General features: G+C 52.5%; 20 protein-coding genes. 13 read left to right on the top strand and 7 right to left on the bottom strand.

Annotated features, from left to right (window positions below; genetic code table 11):
* The first annotated feature begins 43 nt into the window (after positions 1-43).
* Complete coding sequence (locus EGT74_RS08110; protein ID WP_123846004.1) at positions 44-532, top strand: VOC family protein; 489 nt, start codon at positions 44-46, stop codon at positions 530-532.
* A gap of 5 nt (positions 533-537) precedes the next feature.
* On the opposite strand, the gene EGT74_RS08105 is transcribed toward EGT74_RS08110, so the two are convergent.
* The 3 genes from EGT74_RS08105 to EGT74_RS08095 form a co-directional block, all read right to left on the bottom strand.
* Positions 538-987 carry a low affinity iron permease family protein gene (locus tag EGT74_RS08105; RefSeq protein WP_123846003.1) on the bottom strand — a complete coding sequence of 150 codons (450 nt, stop codon included), beginning with the start codon at positions 985-987 and terminating at the stop codon, positions 538-540.
* Positions 988-999: 12 nt separating this feature from the next.
* On the bottom strand, positions 1,000-2,442 hold the full coding sequence (locus EGT74_RS08100) for a sigma-54-dependent transcriptional regulator (protein ID WP_123846002.1): 1,443 nt from the start codon (positions 2,440-2,442) through the stop codon (positions 1,000-1,002).
* A gap of 65 nt (positions 2,443-2,507) precedes the next feature.
* Positions 2,508-2,939 (bottom strand): response regulator transcription factor, encoded by a 432-nt coding sequence (locus EGT74_RS08095; protein ID WP_246008149.1) that lies wholly within the window; start codon positions 2,937-2,939, stop codon positions 2,508-2,510.
* A 263-nt stretch (positions 2,940-3,202) separates the two neighbouring features.
* Between EGT74_RS08095 and EGT74_RS08090 the strand changes: the two genes are divergently transcribed.
* The gene (locus tag EGT74_RS08090) at positions 3,203-3,388 is read left to right on the top strand and encodes a CsbD family protein (RefSeq protein ID WP_123846001.1); all 186 of its coding nucleotides are present in this window, start codon (positions 3,203-3,205) and stop codon (positions 3,386-3,388) included.
* Positions 3,389-3,645: 257 nt separating this feature from the next.
* Here the strand turns inward: EGT74_RS08090 and EGT74_RS08085 are convergent, their stop codons facing one another.
* Entirely contained in the window at positions 3,646-4,101 is a 456-nt protein-coding gene (locus EGT74_RS08085) for a ferritin-like domain-containing protein (RefSeq protein ID WP_123846000.1), read from the bottom strand.
* Between the two features lie 220 nt (positions 4,102-4,321).
* Here EGT74_RS08085 and EGT74_RS08080 point away from each other — a divergent pair, with 220 nt between their 5' ends.
* Positions 4,322-4,474 carry a lmo0937 family membrane protein gene (locus tag EGT74_RS08080; protein ID WP_123845999.1) on the top strand — a complete coding sequence of 51 codons (153 nt, stop codon included), beginning with the start codon at positions 4,322-4,324 and terminating at the stop codon, positions 4,472-4,474.
* Positions 4,475-4,546: 72 nt separating this feature from the next.
* Here the strand turns inward: EGT74_RS08080 and EGT74_RS08075 are convergent, their stop codons facing one another.
* Entirely contained in the window at positions 4,547-5,986 is a 1,440-nt protein-coding gene (locus EGT74_RS08075; protein ID WP_123845998.1) for a hybrid sensor histidine kinase/response regulator, read from the bottom strand.
* Positions 5,987-6,053: 67 nt separating this feature from the next.
* Positions 6,054-7,472, bottom strand: coding sequence for a sensor histidine kinase (locus EGT74_RS08070; protein ID WP_123845997.1), 1,419 nt, complete (start codon positions 7,470-7,472; stop codon positions 6,054-6,056).
* Positions 7,473-7,792: 320 nt separating this feature from the next.
* On the opposite strand from EGT74_RS08070, the gene EGT74_RS08065 reads away from it, so the two are divergent.
* The 4 genes from EGT74_RS08065 to EGT74_RS08050 all read left to right on the top strand — a co-directional run bounded on the left by EGT74_RS08065 (position 7,793) and on the right by EGT74_RS08050 (position 10,795).
* The gene (locus tag EGT74_RS08065; protein WP_123845996.1) at positions 7,793-8,155 is read left to right on the top strand and encodes a hypothetical protein; all 363 of its coding nucleotides are present in this window, start codon (positions 7,793-7,795) and stop codon (positions 8,153-8,155) included.
* Positions 8,156-8,188: 33 nt separating this feature from the next.
* The gene (locus EGT74_RS08060) at positions 8,189-8,818 is read left to right on the top strand and encodes a YciE/YciF ferroxidase family protein (protein WP_123845995.1); all 630 of its coding nucleotides are present in this window, start codon (positions 8,189-8,191) and stop codon (positions 8,816-8,818) included.
* Positions 8,819-8,901: 83 nt separating this feature from the next.
* Positions 8,902-9,771: an SDR family oxidoreductase gene (locus EGT74_RS08055; RefSeq protein ID WP_123845994.1), complete on the top strand. Its 870-nt coding sequence runs from the start codon at positions 8,902-8,904 to the stop codon at positions 9,769-9,771.
* A complete protein-coding gene (locus EGT74_RS08050; protein ID WP_123845993.1) occupies positions 9,746-10,795 on the top strand; it encodes a DNA topoisomerase IB in 1,050 nt (349 codons plus the stop codon). Before EGT74_RS08055 ends, EGT74_RS08050 begins: the two co-directional genes overlap by 26 nt.
* 24 nt (positions 10,796-10,819) lie before the next feature.
* Here EGT74_RS08050 and EGT74_RS08045 read toward each other — a convergent pair whose 3' ends face one another.
* Positions 10,820-11,188: a hypothetical protein gene (locus tag EGT74_RS08045; RefSeq protein ID WP_123845992.1), complete on the bottom strand. Its 369-nt coding sequence runs from the start codon at positions 11,186-11,188 to the stop codon at positions 10,820-10,822.
* A 214-nt stretch (positions 11,189-11,402) separates the two neighbouring features.
* Here EGT74_RS08045 and ku point away from each other — a divergent pair, with 214 nt between their 5' ends.
* From ku to EGT74_RS27345, 6 genes are all read left to right on the top strand, one after another.
* The gene (gene ku / locus EGT74_RS08040; protein WP_123845991.1) at positions 11,403-12,179 is read left to right on the top strand and encodes a non-homologous end joining protein Ku; all 777 of its coding nucleotides are present in this window, start codon (positions 11,403-11,405) and stop codon (positions 12,177-12,179) included.
* Entirely contained in the window at positions 12,176-15,154 is a 2,979-nt protein-coding gene (ligD, locus tag EGT74_RS08035; protein ID WP_123845990.1) for a non-homologous end-joining DNA ligase, read from the top strand. Before ku ends, ligD begins: the two co-directional genes overlap by 4 nt.
* Before the next feature lie 169 nt (positions 15,155-15,323).
* Positions 15,324-15,818, top strand: a complete 495-nt coding sequence (locus EGT74_RS08030) for a hypothetical protein (RefSeq protein ID WP_123845989.1) — start codon at positions 15,324-15,326, stop codon at positions 15,816-15,818.
* A gap of 25 nt (positions 15,819-15,843) precedes the next feature.
* Positions 15,844-17,187 (top strand): sigma-54-dependent transcriptional regulator, encoded by a 1,344-nt coding sequence (locus tag EGT74_RS08025; protein WP_123845988.1) that lies wholly within the window; start codon positions 15,844-15,846, stop codon positions 17,185-17,187.
* A gap of 135 nt (positions 17,188-17,322) precedes the next feature.
* On the top strand, positions 17,323-17,655 hold the full coding sequence (locus tag EGT74_RS08020; protein WP_123845987.1) for a DUF7674 family protein: 333 nt from the start codon (positions 17,323-17,325) through the stop codon (positions 17,653-17,655).
* Between the two features lie 100 nt (positions 17,656-17,755).
* Complete coding sequence (locus tag EGT74_RS27345) at positions 17,756-17,836, top strand: potassium-transporting ATPase subunit F (RefSeq protein WP_123846852.1); 81 nt, start codon at positions 17,756-17,758, stop codon at positions 17,834-17,836.
* Positions 17,837-17,842 lie beyond the last annotated feature (6 nt).

Genomic DNA, 17,842 nt, shown 5'->3' with positions numbered 1-17,842 from the left:
GTTACCGGAGGGATCCGCTTATCTTTGTACCTAAAAATCTCCCATGAGTTATACTGTTCCCGCCCAAACGCGCATCGGCCATGTGCACCTGAAGGTATCCGACCTGCAGCGGTCGCTCGATTTCTATTGCGGACTACTCGGTTTTGAACTGATGGTGAAATACGGGGAACAGGCTGCGTTCATTTCCGCCGGCGGATATCACCACCACCTGGGCCTCAATACCTGGCACAGCAAAGGCATGCCGCCCGCACCGGAAAACGCCGCGGGCCTCTATCATACCGCCATCTTATATCCTGAAAGGAAAGACCTGGCCGCTATCTATAAACGGCTCGCCGAAGCCGGCGTCCGGTTCACCGGTTTTGCGGACCATGGCGTCAGCGAGGCGCTATACCTCAACGACCCCGATGAAAACGGTGTGGAGTTGTATTGGGACCGCCCGCGGGAGCAATGGCCCGTAGATGAAGAAGGAAACCTGACCATGTACACCCACCGCCTCGACCTTGCGGGGCTGCTGCGGGAACTGGACAAATAACCGTTCTACTTTCTACTCAGTTTAATTTTGTCTGCCGTGTTTTCCATGGCCTCTTCGATGGAATGCGAATGTTTGAGATCGAGGTTCTGTTTGGTGGAAGCCGCCAGTTTGGTGTAGAAGTTATGCAGGATGTTCAGCTCTTCCTCGGACAGTGATTCCACATCGATGAGGCGGTTGCTGGCCGGTTTGGTAGCGGCTATCAGCTCATTCAGCTTCAGCTGGATGGATTTGGAATCTTTATTCTGGGTTTTCTGGATGATGAACACCATCAGGAATGTGATGATGGTGGTGCCCGTATTGATCACCAGCTGCCAGGTATCCGAGAAATGGAATATGGGGCCGGTGATGGCCCATACGAGGATTGTCAGGAACGCGATAGCGAAGGCCCAGGGACTGCCGGTAGCTGCGGTGACACTGCCGGCGAGCCGTTCGAACAAGGGTATTTTCTTGGCCATATGCCTTAAGTATTAGTAGTTGATGTTGAGCAGCCGCAGTTTGTTATAAAGGGTTTTCCTGTCGATGTTAAGCAGCTGGGCTGCTTTGGTTTTATTATACTTCACTGCTTTCAGCACGTTGATGATTTTGTTGTATTCCGCTTTCAGGGCCACCGACTTCAGGTCGTTGGAATCCAGCATGGGCATGTCGGGTATTTCCTCCTCGGCGGATTCGCCGTTGGTATGGGTGGATTTTGCAAAGGTGTGACCCGACTTCATCTCGAGCGGCAGCGCGGCCATGGTGATTTCCTTCCCGGCCGGCGTGAGCAGGCTGGCGCGGCGGATAACGTTTTTCAGCTCGCGGACGTTGCCCGGCCAGTCGTACCGCCGGAAACATTCCCACACTTCCTCGCTCATCTTCACTTCCCCTTTGTTCAGTTCCTTGCTCACCTGCGAAAGGAAAGCGTCCACGAAAAGCGGGAGGTCTTCCACGCGTTCGCGCAGCGGGGGAATATGAATGGTGAATTCGTTGAAACGGTGGAACAGGTCTTCCCTGAATTTCCCTTTCTGCACGGACTCGAACAGGTTTTCGTTGGAGGCCACGATCAGCCGTACGTCTATTGCAATTTCTTTCATGCTGCCTACGCGGCGTATCTGTTTTTCCTGGATAACGCGGAGCAGCGCCACCTGGATGTCGTAGGACAGGTTGGAGATTTCGTCGAGGAAGAGGGTACCGCCCTGGGCCTGTTCGAATGCGCCTATTTTGGTGCCGATGGCCCCGGTAAAGGCGCCTTTTTCATGGCCGAACAGTTCGCTGGCCGCCAGCTCGCGGGAGAGGCTGCCGCAATCGAGCGCCACAAAGGGCTGGCCTTTACGGCTGCTGTGCTCGTGTATAAGATGGGCCACAGATTCCTTGCCGGTACCTGTTTCGCCGAAAATGATCACGCTGTAATCCGTGGGCGCTACCAGCGTCAGTTCCCGGAACAGTTCGCGGGAAGGCTCGCTTTCCCCGTACACGTAACGGCTGCCGTTTTTCTGTTGCTCGGATACGGGCATGGGTCTTTCCTCATGCGCGTGGGGCTCCACTGCGTTTACCTGGGTAGCCGGCGCAGGTACCGGTTGTGAAAGGGCTTTATTGACGAGGCTGAGGATCTCGTCCGGGTAGAGCGGTTTGGAGATATAATCGTAGGCGCCGTTTTTCACCATTTCCACGGCAATCCGTACATCGGAATACCCGGTGATGATGATCATCACCGTATGCGGATGCTGCTGGCGGATATCGCCCAGCAATTTGGCACCATCGGTATCTTTAAGGCGATAATCGCACAACACAAGATCATACCGGTTCTCGGTCATCATTTTCATGGCCTGTGCGCCTGTCATTGTACTATCTACCTTAAAACCATGTTTGCCCAGGAATTTACTGAGCAACGTGCATATGTTTATTTCATCATCTATAATGAGGATATTCTTCATAGTAAAATCGGCTATTGGACGGATTCTAAATTTACAACTTATTATGCATTTGACGGGCTGAACGGCTAGCTTTTCACCTCATAAATGATATCTTGCAACTCCCCCACATTAAAAGGTTTCGGCAAAAAACGGGCCGCTCCTGCTGTTAGCGCCTTTTGTTTTTCCATGCCGTTATCGTAAGCGCTGATTGTAATTACCGGTAAATCAGGGTATTGTGATTTTATCACAGGCAGGGCTTCCAATCCGGAACCGTCCGGCAGGTGAATGTCCAGGAACAGGATATCGGGTTGTTGGCGTTTCAGGAACAACATTCCCTCTTTGAGCGCATGCACATACTTCACCTTGTAGCCATACTTGCTAAGGCTCAATTGCAGCAGGTGGCAGATGTCCGGTTCGTCGTCGATGATCAGAATTAACGCTCCCATTGGCTTCTTTTGATGCTCACCGGTGCCGGGGTTAATGGCGTTTCCGGGAGCCGCGCTGTCCGCGTTAAACAATTTGTTCCATAATTTATTTGAATGACTCATATAAAAAACTATCCCACGTCAGTAAATATTTCCTGATTCCTTTATTGCAAACACTTTGCCGGGCTTTTTAACTGTTTAAACAACCATTTCTGTGGAACCATTTCTACATTTTTCGCACCGGCATTTCCCCATACTGCGAAACGGCCCCCCGGAAATTACCTGTTCCCCCTTGGGTTGGCACGATGGTACAGAAATTGTCCTTACTTAATCAGAAACACCAAAAACAATATCTTATGGATTCACTACAATTAAAAGGAGCCTGGAATGAAATCAAAGGCAAATTGAAGCAGCAATACGCAGATCTTACAGATGACGATCTGCTTTACGTAGAAGGCAAGGAAGACGAACTGTACGGAAGGTTACAGAAAAAACTGGGAAAGTCGAAAGACGAAGTAAAAAAACTAATTGACGATTTGTAACCGTTTTAACCGGTTATACTTTTATCATAGCTGTTGTTTTAGTTATTGGCTGCTTTATAGGGTTTTAAAATGCAAGCAGCATTACAACATTTATCAAAACAGATAAAATGTTCAGTGTTAAGCAAAACATATTTAAAATCTGAAAGCTTGCCAGCGCTGTCCTGCACAATTGTGCAGGACAGTTTTTTTCTGCTCATAAAAAAGACCGGCCGGGCATTGTTGCCTGACCGGTCTTTTTTCAGCAGGTGCATGTTGTTTTATCTGTTCACTGTTTCCACGTCGCGCAGGTGCCTGATTTCGTCGTGTGCGGCTTTCAGGGCAACCTGTTGTGCTGCGATCACCTGCCGGATGTCGTCAGGAAGATTTTGCTGAAGCGCTTCGCGGTAAGAGCGTTGGGCGGCATCTTCACCGAACTCGCACGATGCCAGTATGGAATGCCGGTCGTTACCACCGAAACTCACTTTCACGTCCATCCAGGTGCGGTAGATCTTGCCGGCCAAAGTGGAGTCGCGTTCTCTTTCTTCACCCAGGCTGCGCAGGTGTTTGTTCAGCTCTACGGTGTATTGCTTGCTGTCGGCCAGCATTCTTTCAAACAGGCTTTTAAGGTCACTGTCGTCCGTCTGTTTGATGGCTTTCTGATATCCCTCAATACGGTCGTTATTAATTTTAACCAGGTCTTCCAGCACTTCAGCTGTTCTGTGTTGGTGTTCCATAATCTGCTAGTTTAAAAGTGATGTAATAGGGTGAAGGGTCCAAAAATGCTGCCACGGTCAGCCGCTGCCGGTTAGCGGCCCGAACGGCGCGCAATTGCCACTAAGGGGGGAAGCACTTCCACATCGTTATGCCCCAAAAGCCGCCGCAGTGCTGTTTTTTAGCCTTTTGTGAATTGGCACAATATTTTAATTACAACAAATAGAACAAACACTTTAAGCCATGAGTAATCTATTGTATCTGATCGCAGTGATCCTTATCATCGGATGGTTATTGGGGTTCTTTGTATATTCTGCAGGCGGCCTCATCCATGCATTACTGGTACTGGCAATTATTGCCATCCTTGTGAACATTATTCGTGGACGCGCAGTTTAGTTCGGAAGAACAGGGGTGAAAATTCAATCCATACAGAACGGGGAGGGAAACTTGTGTTTCCTTCCCCGTTTTTTATGCTTTGGGTAAGGTGATGGTGAACTGGGTGCCCACACCTACGGTGCTTTCCACGTCAATGCTGCCGCGGTGATTGATGATGATATTCTGCGTGGAGGTGAGGCCGAGGCCGGTGCCTTTTGTTTTACTGGTAAAGAAGGGGTCGAACAGGCGGGCCTTGTTTTCTTCGGGGATGCCCATCCCGTTATCGGTGATGAGGATATTGATCTTTCCTTTATCTTCTTCGGTTTTGACGGTGAGCACGCCGTAGCCGGGCGTCATCGCTTCCACCGCATTGATGAAAATATTCAGCAGGGCGATGTTCATCTTTTCCTCATCGGCGTGTACGGCCACACCATCCGCCGCAAATTCGGTAACCAGCCGCACGCCAGCCAGCTGCAGGCGGTCGTCGGCCAGCGCCAGTGCTTTTTGCACGAGCGTTGACACCGGCACTTCCTGGAGATGCAGTTCCATCATGCGGGTAGACTGCAGCAATTCGGTCACCAGCATGTTGATACGGGTACAGTTCCTTTCGATGATATCCAGGTACACCTGGCTGTCTTCCGCTTCTTTGAGCACATCCTCCGTCCTGAACTGGCCCACCGCCAGCAGGATGTTGGTCAGCGGGTTGCGCACCTCATGGGCGATCACCCGCGCAATGCGCCCGCTGATCACGAACTTTTCCTGTTGCCGTTTTTCCTGCTCTTCGCGTTTCTTGTCCGTGATGTCTTCCGCCACGCAGAGGAAGGTGCCCAGCTGCTCGTCCAGTTTGCTGGCGTTTACCAGCACGTCGATCTTCTGGCCGGCCTGGTTCCTGAAGGCGTATTCCTTTTGCACGATGGCATCGTCCTCGCAGATCTCCAGCAGGAACCGGAGTGCCTGTACCTCGTGCAGGAACAGGTCTTTCAGGTTCATGGACAGCAGCTGATCGTGCGAATAGCTGAGTTTTCTAACGGCGATGGGGTTGGCGTCGATGATGTTTTTATCGCAGTCGGCGAGTATGATGAGGTCGTGACTTTTTTCGAAAATGCCGAAGTATTTTTTCCTGTTCTCGGCAATGGCGCGCAGATGCGCGAACTCCATGATGCCGTAACGGATGGCCCTTTCCAGCTCCGGCCCGGTGATTTCGCCTTTCACCAGGTAGTCGGACGCACCGGCCATCATGGCCTCGTTATCGATGGCGTAATCTCCCTTGCCGGTGAGCATGATCACGGGCGCTTCGTAGTCGATTTCCTTGAAATGGCGCAGGATGTCGAGGCCGGTGTGTTTGCCCAGCCGGTAGTCTACCAGGTACAGTTCGTGCTGTTTCTTTTCGATGGCCTCAATGGCCATGTCGTAGTTGGAAGCCCATTCAATGTGATACTGTCCGGGCGCTACGTCCTGTAAGAGCGAGTTGACGAGGAAAAAGTCGTCTTCGTCATCGTCGATCATTAAAATTTGCTTATATGTCTCTTTCATCCGGTAAGTTTTCCCCTTGTTGGGCAAGGATGTACAAGAATTGTGCAGTCTTTCTAAAAAAACGCGATTATTCCTCCCGGAATTGTTTCACGGGCAGCACGATGATGAATTTGGCGCCTTTGCCTGGATACCCTTCGGCGCTGATATGACCATGATGGGAATCCACGATCTTTTTACAGATGGCCAGCCCGATGCCGGTGCCTTTGTATTCGCTGACGCCGTGCAGGCGCTGGAAAATGAGGAATATACGTTCGGCATAGGCCTGGTCGAAGCCGATACCGTTGTCTTCGAGCGTAATGCGGCAGAAACTTTCGTCCCACTTGTTTTCTTTCACTACGCCGGTTTCGCGGCCGCTCAGCAGTTCTCGCAGGAGCCGGATTTCGAGCGGGCGGTCGGGCGACGCGAATTTGATGGAGTTGGAGAGCAGGTTCTGGAACAGCTGGTGCAGGGCGGTATCGCTGCCTTCGATCACGGGCAGCTGGTCGCAGATCACCGTGCCGTTTTTCTCCTGGAGGGCCACTTCGAGGTCGCCCAGCACATCCTGGATGAGGGCGTTCATGTCTACCGGCACGATGGTTTCGGATATGATGCGGCCGGCGCGGGAGAAGATCAGCAGGTCGTTGATGAGCACCCGCATGCGCGACACGGCGGCCACCATGCGGTCGATCAGCTGGCCGGCCTCATCGGGCAGCGCATCGCGGTATTTCATCTGCAGGCGGTCCGAGAAGGTGGAGATTTTCCGGAGCGGCTCCTGCAGGTCGTGCGACGCCACGTAGGCGAACTGCTCCAGTTCCTGGTTGGTTTTGTTGAGCAGGGCGATGTTCTCCTGCAGCTCGCGCTGGTAATTTTTCATCCGGTGCTCGATGTGCAGCTGCAGCCGGAATTCTTTGGTAAGCGTCACATAGGAATATACCCCGATCAGGATGGCGATGAGCGAAATGATGAACACCACCGGTATCCATAAACTCGAAAAAAACTGGAACAGCCGCGACTTTTCATCAAGCTGCGCCTGTTCTATGGCAATCATCGCATCTACTTTTTTGTCGATGAGGTCCATCGACACTTCGCCTTCTCCCACGGAAATGCTGCTGCCGATGAGCCCCGCTTCCTCGCCACCGGAGAGCTGTTTATATTTTACGTCCAGCAGCAGCTTCAGCGTATCGAGGTTCCGGAGCTGCTCCGGCTCGTCGGTGATCTTGCGCAGGGCGCGGTATTCCTTTTCGATGCCGATGCTGCGTGCGCTCATGCTGGGCTCGAGGAATTTTCTTTCTTTGGTGAGATTGTATCCCCGGATGGCCGCTTCCGCATCTTTGAGCTGTTTGGTGATCTGTTCGAGGCGCTTGGACACTTCCACCGCATGGTTGAGGCGGGCCGCATTGAGCATCAGGTTTTTGGCTATCAGGTACGAGAGAACGGAGGCGCCTACAATCACGGTGAAAGCAATAAAAAATCCTATCCTGATCTTCTTGTGTACGCTGATGTGCATCGTTTCAAATTGTTATATAAACAGATACGAAAAACCCGCCAACCCTTGCTGGGCAAGATTTTCTACAGTGTGAAAACCTATTTCTACAGGAAAAATCCCGCTGTTGACGGGAGATTCCCCGCACCAGCGATTTCCCCCGTTCCATGAAAATACTAAAATGCAAATTAACAGCCATTGGAACGGCGACCCATAGCCGTTGATATTGTTGTTGCTCCCATAGCAGCAAAAGTAGTACCGGGCTTGTGGAATGTTGTTTGAACTACAGAAAATGTATTGCTGCGCCAGACATTACGATTTTTTTACCCTTAAAACCGAGAGTCATGAAAAGCCAAGCTGATCAGAAGAATATGCAGTCCCCACAACCGCCCGGAAGGAAGGAAGAACCTCAACCGGACCGGGGACAGGGTGGCGGGCAACCCAAGCCCGGGAACGATCAGGATTATGAGACGCCAGACATTCCCGAAGAATTGCCCAAACGCGAAATAGACCGCAAGCCCAGCGATCCGCAATCCGTGCCGGACAAAGAACCCGATAAGGAACCGAAACAGGACATCCCCGACCCCACCGGCAGCGAGGAGAACAACGACGTACAGGAAAAGTCGCCCGACCTGATGGTGGAAGACGACCGGGATACGGAAAGCCTTGTGGATAAACGGGACCGGTTCCCATTTCCAAACAAATAGTCATCATTAATTAACCTGAAAAATATATGCATTATGGCAACGCGTAAAACAGCCACAAAAAGCAATGGCAAAAACGGCACAACAAGCCGTAAATCCACTACCGCAGCCGCGTCAGGCCGCAGCCGTGCAGGCAATTCCGGTTCCCGCAGCAAAAGCAACGGCGGGGACATGGAAAATTCCAAATTCCACCAACTGTTCATGGATGAACTGAAAGACATTTACTGGGCAGAAAAACACCTGGTGAAAGCTTTGCCCAAAATGCAGAAAGCCGCTACTACGACCGAGCTGGTGAATGCCTTCGCAGATCACCTGGCGGCTACCAAACAACACGTGAGCCGCGTTGAAGAAATCTTCGAAATGATGGGCATGCGCCCGGTCGCTAAAAAATGCGAAGCCATGGAAGGCCTGGTATCTGAAGCACAAGAGCTCATCGAGGAAGAAGAAGAATCCGCCGTACTGGATGCCGGCCTGATCATCGCCGCGCAGAAAGTAGAGCATTATGAAATTGCCGCCTACGGCAGCCTGCGGACGCTCGCTACCCGTATGGGCCACACGGATGCAGCCAACCTGCTGGAGCAGACGCTCGATGAAGAAAAAGAAACCGATGTGCTGCTGACGCAGATTGCAGAGACTTCCGTGAACGAAGAAGCCTTAGCTGAATAGATCCATATCAACACAAGGGACCGGTTGGGAATGCCTGAAAGGGGCGTTACTACCCGGTCCTTTTGTTTATGTAAACAGACGCCATGCAAAAATCGCAACCCAAAAAAGACATCCGCCCGGCCCAGCATCAGAACCGCCAGCCGGGCATAGAATCGCGTATGCAGCCATTGCCGGTGGCCCGGAAAACCAGCACCCTGGCCGGCGGCCGCCTCCAGGAAAAGATAGCCGTCATTACCGGCGGCGACAGCGGCATCGGTCGCGCCGTAGCGCTGGCATTCGCCGCGGAAGGCGCGCATATCGTGATCGCTTACCTCGACGAGCATGATGACGCCGCTGAAACCGCGGAACAGGTGAAAGCCTTCGGCCGGGACGTATTACTGATTGCCGGTGATATAGCGCGTGAGAAACATTGTGAAAAGATCATCCGCCAGACCGTGAAGAAATTCGGGCGGGTGGATGTGCTGGTGAACAACGCCGCCGTGCAGTACCCGCAAAAGAAATTTGAAGACATCACGCCGGAGCAGCTTCTGAAAACCTTTTCGGTGAACATCTTCGCGCATTTTTACATGGTGCGCCATGCGCTGCCGCACATGCGCAAAGGGAGCAGCATTATTAACACCACGTCTGTCACCGCATACCGTGGCAGCGCGCACCTGGTGGACTATGCCGCCACCAAAGGCGCCATCGTGGGGTTCACCCGCTCGCTGTCGTCGATGTTGTCCGACAAAGGCATCCGGGTCAACGGTGTTGCGCCGGGTCCTATCTGGACGCCCCTGATACCCGCTACTTTTCCGGCCAATCACGTCGCCGAATTCGGGTCCGACGTGCCCCTCAAACGCGCGGGGCAGCCGGCGGAAGTGGCGCCCTGTTATGTGTTCCTGGCATCGGACGATGCAAGTTATATGACCGGTCAAATATTGCACCCCAATGGAGGAGAAATCGTTAACGGATAAATCGGTACTGACAGATCCCGCCGCCATGGCCCAAGCCGTGAAGCTTCGTTATGTGTCGCCGTCGATGCCCGGCTTTACACGCATGACCAACGGTCACGGCGTGTATTACATGGATGCCGCGGGAAAAAAGATCGAAGACGAACAGGTGCTGGCGCGCATCCGGGGGCTGGTGCTGCCGCCCGCCTGGAAAGACGTGTGGATTTGCCCCTATGCCAACGGCCACCTTCAGGCTACCGGCGTGGATGCCCTGGGCCGCCGGCAGTACCGGTACCACACGCGATGGGCCGCCGCCCGTAACGAAACCAAATATTCCCGGCTGCTGCGCTTCGGTAAATTGCTGCCCCGCATCCGTCGCCAGATCGCCAAAGACCTGCGCCGCCGGCAGCTCGACAAACCCCGCGTGATCGCCATCGCCCTGCGGGTGATGGAAGAAACGCTCATGCGCATCGGCAACGCCGAATATGAAAAGAAATATAATTCCCACGGCCTCACTACCCTGCACAACAAACACGTCAAAATAAACGGGAACGAAGCCTTCTTTCGTTTCAAGGGCAAAAAAGGCGTGGAGCACCAGATCAGGCTCCGCCATGCCTCGCTGGCCCGCCTGCTGAAAAAGGTACGGGACATTCCCGGCCAGGAGTTGTTTCAGTACTACGAGAACGGCGACATCAAGAGCCTCGACTCCGGCGAAGTGAACGATTACCTGAAAGCCTGTACCAACGAAGAATTCACCTGCAAGGATTTCCGTACCTGGGCCGGTACGGTGCAGGCGCTGCACCTGCTCGCGAATTGTGGAACTTATGAAACGCAGGCGCAATGCAAAAAAAATATCGTGGAAGTGATCGATGCCGTGGCGAAAAAACTGGGGAATACCCGCGCAGTGTGTAAAAAATACTACATCCATCCCAGGTTGTTCAGTCTGTACGAAAGCGGGGAATTGGGGAATTTTACGAGTACCGGTGCTGACGAAAAGATATTGATGAAGATCCTGGCTGCCCGTGAAAACAAACAGGAACGCCGGTAATACCGTACGTTCCTGCTCTTTTCATCACAAACCTCCGAAAATAATCTGCTCTTCCCGGTCTTCTACGGGAATCTTCTTGAGGAATTCGTCGAACCCGCCCTCATCATGCGATGAGTACATGCCGTAAGCATCAATGATGTAGCCTTTACGGCCATCCTTGTCTTCCAGCAGGTACAGCACCGAACTGTCCGACGGGTCTGATTCGCCCTCGAAGCGGTAGGTTTTGATGATCTTTAGATCTTCCGGATCATATATCTGCTCTCCTTCCGCGGGCTGCATTCTCCCGTGGTCGCTCATCTTTAATTCATTGTCGTAGCCCTTCGAATGCAGTTTAGCCATCACCTGCGACAGGGTATTCATTTGGCCGGGTTTATCAGGAACGTGTTCAGTCATAAAATTGATTTTGTTTCTGCTGTTAAAATTTCAAAAGGTATGCCACACAAAATGGCCTGATTATTGGCTCATGCCTGTTGGAATGACCCCATTCAGAAGAATGTATTCCCCCATAGTTATGCATATTTATAGAATGACTTACCGTCCTGTTCCCGGGGCGGTTTTTCTTTTGTGATGGTATAATCATTGTTGTATACCACCTAAATCTTGCACTATGAGAGCAATATGGAGCGGGAGCATCGGTTTCGGGCTGGTGAACATCCCCGTCAAACTATACAGCGCCACGCAGGAAAGCCGGCTCGACCTCGATATGCTGGACAAAAAAGACCATTCACATATCCGCTTCCAGCGCGTGAATGAGAAAACGGGCAAGGAGGTGGCCTGGGGAAATATCGTAAAAGCCTACAACTATAATGACGAATACGTGGTGCTGGATGATGAGGACTTCGCCGCCGCCAGCCCCAAAAAGAGCAAGGTGATCGAGATATCGTCCTTTGTGGATGCCGCGGAGATCGACGACATGTATTTCGAAACGCCGTATTTCATCGAGCCCGATAAAAGCGGCACCAAGGCTTACGAACTGTTGTTGCAAACCCTCAACAAAACGCAGAAGGTAGGCATCAGCCTGTTCGTATTGCGCTCGCAGGAACACTTATCCATCGTGCGGCCTAAGGAGGATTACCTCGTGCTGCACCGCCTCCGGTTTGCGGAAGAGATACGCGATCCGAAAGACCTCTCCCTGCCCTCAAACGTCAAGATCGCCAAGAAGGAGCTCGACATGGCCATCAAACTGGTGGAACAATACACCGAACCGTTCGATATCACGCAGTATAAGGACGAATACCGCAAGGAGCTGCTGAAGATCATCAAAGCCAAAGCGTCCGGCAAACGCCCGGCTGTGAAGAAACTGCGGGTGGTTCATACCAAGGGCACCGACCTGTTCGATCAGCTCAAAGCCAGTTTGGGCGGTAACAAAAAACGGGTATCATGAGCCTGACCACGTATAAAAAGAAGCGGGACTTCAAACAGACGGCAGAGCCCGCCGCCGGTAAAGCGCGCGGGGGCGATCAACATATCTTCGTGGTGCAGCGCCACCATGCCACCCGGCTGCACTACGATTTCCGGCTCGAAATGGACGGCGTGCTGAAAAGCTGGGCCGTTCCCAAAGGCCCCTCCCTCGACCCGGCGGACAAGCGCCTGGCCATGGAAGTGGAAGATCATCCATACGACTATAAAGATTTCCAGGGTGAAATACCCGCCGGCAATTACGGCGCGGGATATGTCTACCTCTGGGACAAAGGCACTTACGAACTGCTGGAAAGCAACGGCAAACCCTTCGATAAGGCCGCGTTGCATGAATGGCACGAAGGCAACATCAAAGTGGTGCTGCGCGGCAAAAAACTGAAAGGGGAATTCGCGCTGGTGAAAATGAAAGGCGGCAGGGACGCAAACGCCTGGCTGCTGATCAAACACAAAGACAAATACGCCGTTACCGGCGGTTACAACAGTGAAGACTTCACCCCGCAGCGGGTGATCGATAAACAGCGGGGCAGCGGCGGCGAGAAGAAAACGGCTGCATCGGGAAAGGCGGCGCCGAAGAAAGCCGCTTCCGCTACGAAAAAATCCGCGGCTGCAACAACGAAGAAAACCACATCAAAGAAAGCAGCCTCTTCTGCTAAGAAAAAACCGGTGAAGAAATCTGCATCGGCTACGAAGGCCGTTAAGAAAGCAGCAAGCTCGAAAAAGGCTGTCGCTACCGGTAAAAAAAAAGCCGCGACTGAAAAGGCCGAGCGGCTGACGCGGATGAAGGAATTTTATAAACCGATGCTCACCACCCTCGTAGATGAGCCGTTCGACCGCGAGGGCTGGGTGTTCGAAACCAAATGGGACGGATACCGCGCCATTGCCAACGTCCGTGAAGGGGAAGCCAATTTATATTCCCGTCACCAGATTTCTTTCAACGATCAATATGCTGTTATTAAAACAGCCGTAGAGAATATTCCCCACAATGTGGTGCTGGACGGCGAAGTGATTGTTTTGGGGAGAAACAGCCGTTCCGATTTCCAGGCATTGCAGAATTATAAAACCACCCGTAAAGGCAACCTCGTATACGAAGTATTCGACCTCCTGCACCTCAACGGCCATGATCTGGAAGATCTGACGCTGCTGGAGCGCAAAACGCTGCTGGAAGAGATTATTAACCAGCTAAACGACCCCAAAGTGCAGTATTCCGGCCATGTGGCCACCAAGGGCCTGAACCTCTTTAAAAAGGCCGCAAAAGCGGGTTGGGAGGGCATCATCGCCAAGAACGGCAGTAGCAATTATACGGAAGGCAACCGCAGCCTTAACTGGCTGAAAATTAAAATCCTGAACCGGCAGGAGGCCGTGATCTGCGGTTTTACGGAACCGCGCGGTAGCCGTAAAAAGATGGGCGCACTGTTGTTGGGCGTATATGAAGACGGCCGCCTCGAATATATCGGCCACTGCGGCGGCGGGTTCAACGAAAAACTGCTGAATGATGTGCACGACCGGCTGTTGCCCTACGTGCAAACAAAATCTCCGTTCGATAGAAAAGTGCCTTCCAACATGCCTGTTACCTGGGTAAAACCGGTATTGGTCTGCGAAGTGAAGTTTTCGGAGTGGACAGGCGGCGGCAATCTGCGGCAGCCTGTTTTTATTGCCTTGCGGGAAGATAAACCCGCCAAAGAAGTAAAAAGAGAATTACCTAAACATATTGCCATGGCAGGAAAAAAAGCATCTTCCGGCGAAGTAGCCGTCAACGGAACTGCGGTGAAGGCGAAACCGGTAGCGAAGAAAGCGACCGCTGCAAAAACAGCCGCGAAGAAAACCGCTTCGAAAACGGCCGCCAAAACCGGTGCGAAGAAGGCCTCGCCCGGCAAGTCTGCGGCTAAAGCTACGTCGTCCAAAGCCCCCGCGAAGAAAGCGGCAAGCCCGAAGGCGCCGGCGAAAAAGGCGGCCGCCAAAGCCACGGCTAAAAAGGCATCCGCATCCGGGCCGGTAAAAAAGATGGCGGCCCCTCAGAAGGTTGCCGGCGAAAACGACCGGGAGCTGGTGCTCAACCGCCAGAAAGTGATACTTACCAACCAGCAGAAAATATACTGGCCGAAAGAGAAAATCACCAAAGGCCAGTTGATCGATTATTATCTCGAAGTAGCGGATTACCTGCTGCCGCACCTGAAAGACCGGCCGCTGTCGCTGAACCGGTTCCCCAACGGCATCGACGGGATGAGCTTTTACCAGAAAGATCTCGATGTGAAAACCATCCCTTCCTGGCTGAAAACCTTCCCGGTGCATTCACCGTCGTCCAACAAAATGGTCGATTACCTGGTGTGCAATAATGAAGCAACGCTGGCATATATGATCAACCTCGGCTGCATTGAAGTGAATCCCTGGTTGTCGCGTACCACCAAACCCGATTATCCCGACTACATCGTGATAGACCTCGACCCGGGCGAGATCGGCTTCAAACACGTGGTGACTACGGCGAATATGGTGCATACGGTGCTCGAGGATTACGGGATCAGGTCGTTCTGCAAAACCTCCGGTGCCACGGGGCTGCACATCTACATACCCACCGGCGGCCGTCACCCGTACGAAACCTGCCGCCTTTTCGCGGAATACATCGCCGGCCAGGTGCATGCGCAGCTGCCGGGCATCACCAGCGTTACGCGGGCCAAATCGGCGAGGCTGAATAAAATTTACGTCGACTTCCTGCAAAACAGTAAAGGGCAGACCATCGCCTCTGCTTATTCCGTACGCCCGAAACCGGGCGCCACGGTATCGACGCCACTGCATTGGGAAGAAGTGAATGAAAAGCTGAACGTAAAGAATTTTCATATAGGCAACACCGTAAGCCGCCTGAAAGCCGAAGGCGAGCTGTGGGCCGATATCATTAAAGTAAAAAACGATCTCTCATCCGTGGTAAAAAATGCAAAAAATGAATAAATATTTTGTAAAAGGCCTGATGATAGGCACGTTTCTTGGCTTTGTATTAACATCGCCACACCGCCACGAGTGGGCAAAGCGGCTGGAATGCAAGTGGAAGGAAATGCTCAGACGGGCGGCAAAGGGCGAAAAGACATGATTTTTATTTGTTCACTTAAACCGGCAGCATATGCAAGCATCACTTCATTCACCATTCAGGCTGGCTGTAATTTACGGGGTGTTGATTTCTCTGGTCAGCATCGCACTTACCATGGTGTTTTATATGACGCAATGGTCATCTGACCTGTGGACGGGTTATATTTCCAACGGCGTGCTGTTTGTAGGCATTCTGATTTTTGTCAATCACGTGAATAAAGCCATGGGCGGCAAAGCCTCACTGACCAGCCTGTTTACCATGGGACTGCTCGCCGCGGCCATCGCCATCATCATCGTAGCGTCGGCCACGATTATTTTTCACCTGGCTACGGAACCGCCGGCCGGCACCACCGGCAACCTGCCGTCAGACGGCGGCCGGATGAGCGAATACAGTACTTACAAACGGGAAGGTTTCTGGATTTTCCTGCTGGGCAATATATTTGTCACCAATGCCGTGCTGGGCGGGCTCGCCGCCGTGATAGGCGCGGTCACGGTTAAACGAAACCAGAAAACAACGGACGCAAGATAGGCGGTTTCCTCCTACCTTTGCTGTTATGTCCACAGGTCAAATACTCATAATCGACGACGAAGACCAGCTCCGGAAACTCCTGGGCCGCCTGCTCGGCAGGGAAGGATATTCCGTGCTGGAAGCAAAGGATGCCAAGGCAGCCTGGAAGCTGCTGGAGAAAGAAGAAATACAGGTGGTGCTCTCCGATGTGAAACTCCCCGATGCCAACGGTGTTGAGCTTACACAAGCGATCAAGGCCAAATATCCTGAAGTGGAGATCATCGTGCTGACCGCCTACGGGAATATCGCCGACGGCGTACAGGCGATCAAAAACGGGGCCTTCGATTACATTACCAAAGGAGACGATAATAACCGCATTCTCCCGCTCACGAGCAAGGCGATGGACAAAGCCATGCTCCAGTTCCGCATCCGTTCCCTCGAAAACAAGATCAGCGGCGGCCGGGATTTCGATAACATCATCGGGCAGTCGGCCGAGATCAGGGCGGCCATCGAGCTGGCGCAGAAAGTGGCGGGTACGGATGTGACCGTGTTGCTGCTGGGTGAAACGGGCTCGGGGAAAGAAGTGTTCGCACAGGCCATCCACCGCGCCAGTTCCCGGAAGCTGCAACCTTTTGTGGCGGTAAATTGCAGCGCGTTCGGCAAGGAGATACTCGAAAGCGAACTGTTCGGGCACAAAGCAGGCGCCTTCACCGGGGCCATCAAAGATAAAAAAGGTTTCCTCGAAGAAGCGCACAACGGCACTCTCTTCCTCGACGAGATCGGCGAGATGGCCATGGAGCTCCAGGCCAAACTGCTGCGTGTGCTCGAAACACAGGAGTTTTATAAAGTGGGCGATTCGAAACCCATCAAGGTGAACATCCGCATCATTGCCGCCACCAACCGCGTGCTCGATAAAGAAATCGAAAGCGGCCATTTCCGCGCCGACCTCTATTACCGCCTCTCGGCTTTCCAGATCAAACTACCTTCGCTGAACGAACGGCGGAAAGATATCCCCCTCCTTGCCGAATATTTCATCCGGCAGCTGGCGCCCAAAAACGGGCGGAAGGTCAGCGGCATGACGCCCGCCTTCGCAAAAGCTCTCCAGGAGCACAGCTGGCGCGGCAACATCCGCGAGCTGCGCAATGTGATCGAACGGGCCATCATCCTCACCAATACCGCTGAGCTGGATGCCGCTGCCCTGCCGGTGGAGTTTTTATGGAGCGCGCCCGCGGGAGAGCCTTCTTCCATGTCGCTCGCCGAGGTGGAAAAACACCACATTACCCGCGTGCTGCAATACGTGAAAGGCAATAAAACGAAAGCCGCCGAAGTATTGCAGATCGGGTTGACGACCCTCTACAACAAGATCAAGGAATACAATATCCCCGTTTAACACCCTCCCGTTTTTGCATATACCATGCAGAAATTGCATGGTATATGCCGATGCCTGAATATCTGTTCTGCCTGTAAATCAACCGGTTAACTCCTTTGGCACTCCAATCGCCTATACCCGGGCAAAAACACAGATATGTTACCGGATGCTAAAATCCCGCTTTTGATTGCCTGCCAGATCCCTGCTTTAAAGCACGGCATGCCCGAAACCGGCGCTGTCAACAGCACCATCGGCGCTTTTTCCGCACATACCCGCCAGCTTATCAGGCTGGGGAATTTACAGGAGGTGAAAAAATGTTTCGCCATGGCCGGCGTGCTGTACAAAAACGGCAGCAACGTATTGCAATGCGCCATCGAAAGCGTGTTCATTTTTGCCGTGTCTCCTTTCCTGGATACGCAGCAGATCAAGGAACTGCTGCCCGTATCGCTGAGGCGGATCCGTAACCGGCATTTACAGACAATTTCTTAAAACCAATTGATATGATGATCGCACTGCTTTTACTTGCCGGGCTCGTTTGTTTCTGGCTGTTCTTTAAATCCATCGACTTTTTCGAAAAAATCTGACCGTCATGATGAACTTCTTATTCGTACTGGCCATACTGGTTTTCATTTACATGATCTATGTATTGCTGAAACCTGAAAAATTCTGAATCCCT

The organism is Chitinophaga lutea (genome assembly GCF_003813775.1).
Lineage (GTDB): Bacteria > Bacteroidota > Bacteroidia > Chitinophagales > Chitinophagaceae > Chitinophaga > Chitinophaga lutea.
Note: the sequence above shows the minus strand (reverse complement) of the source record. Positions and strands in the feature narration are given on the sequence as shown.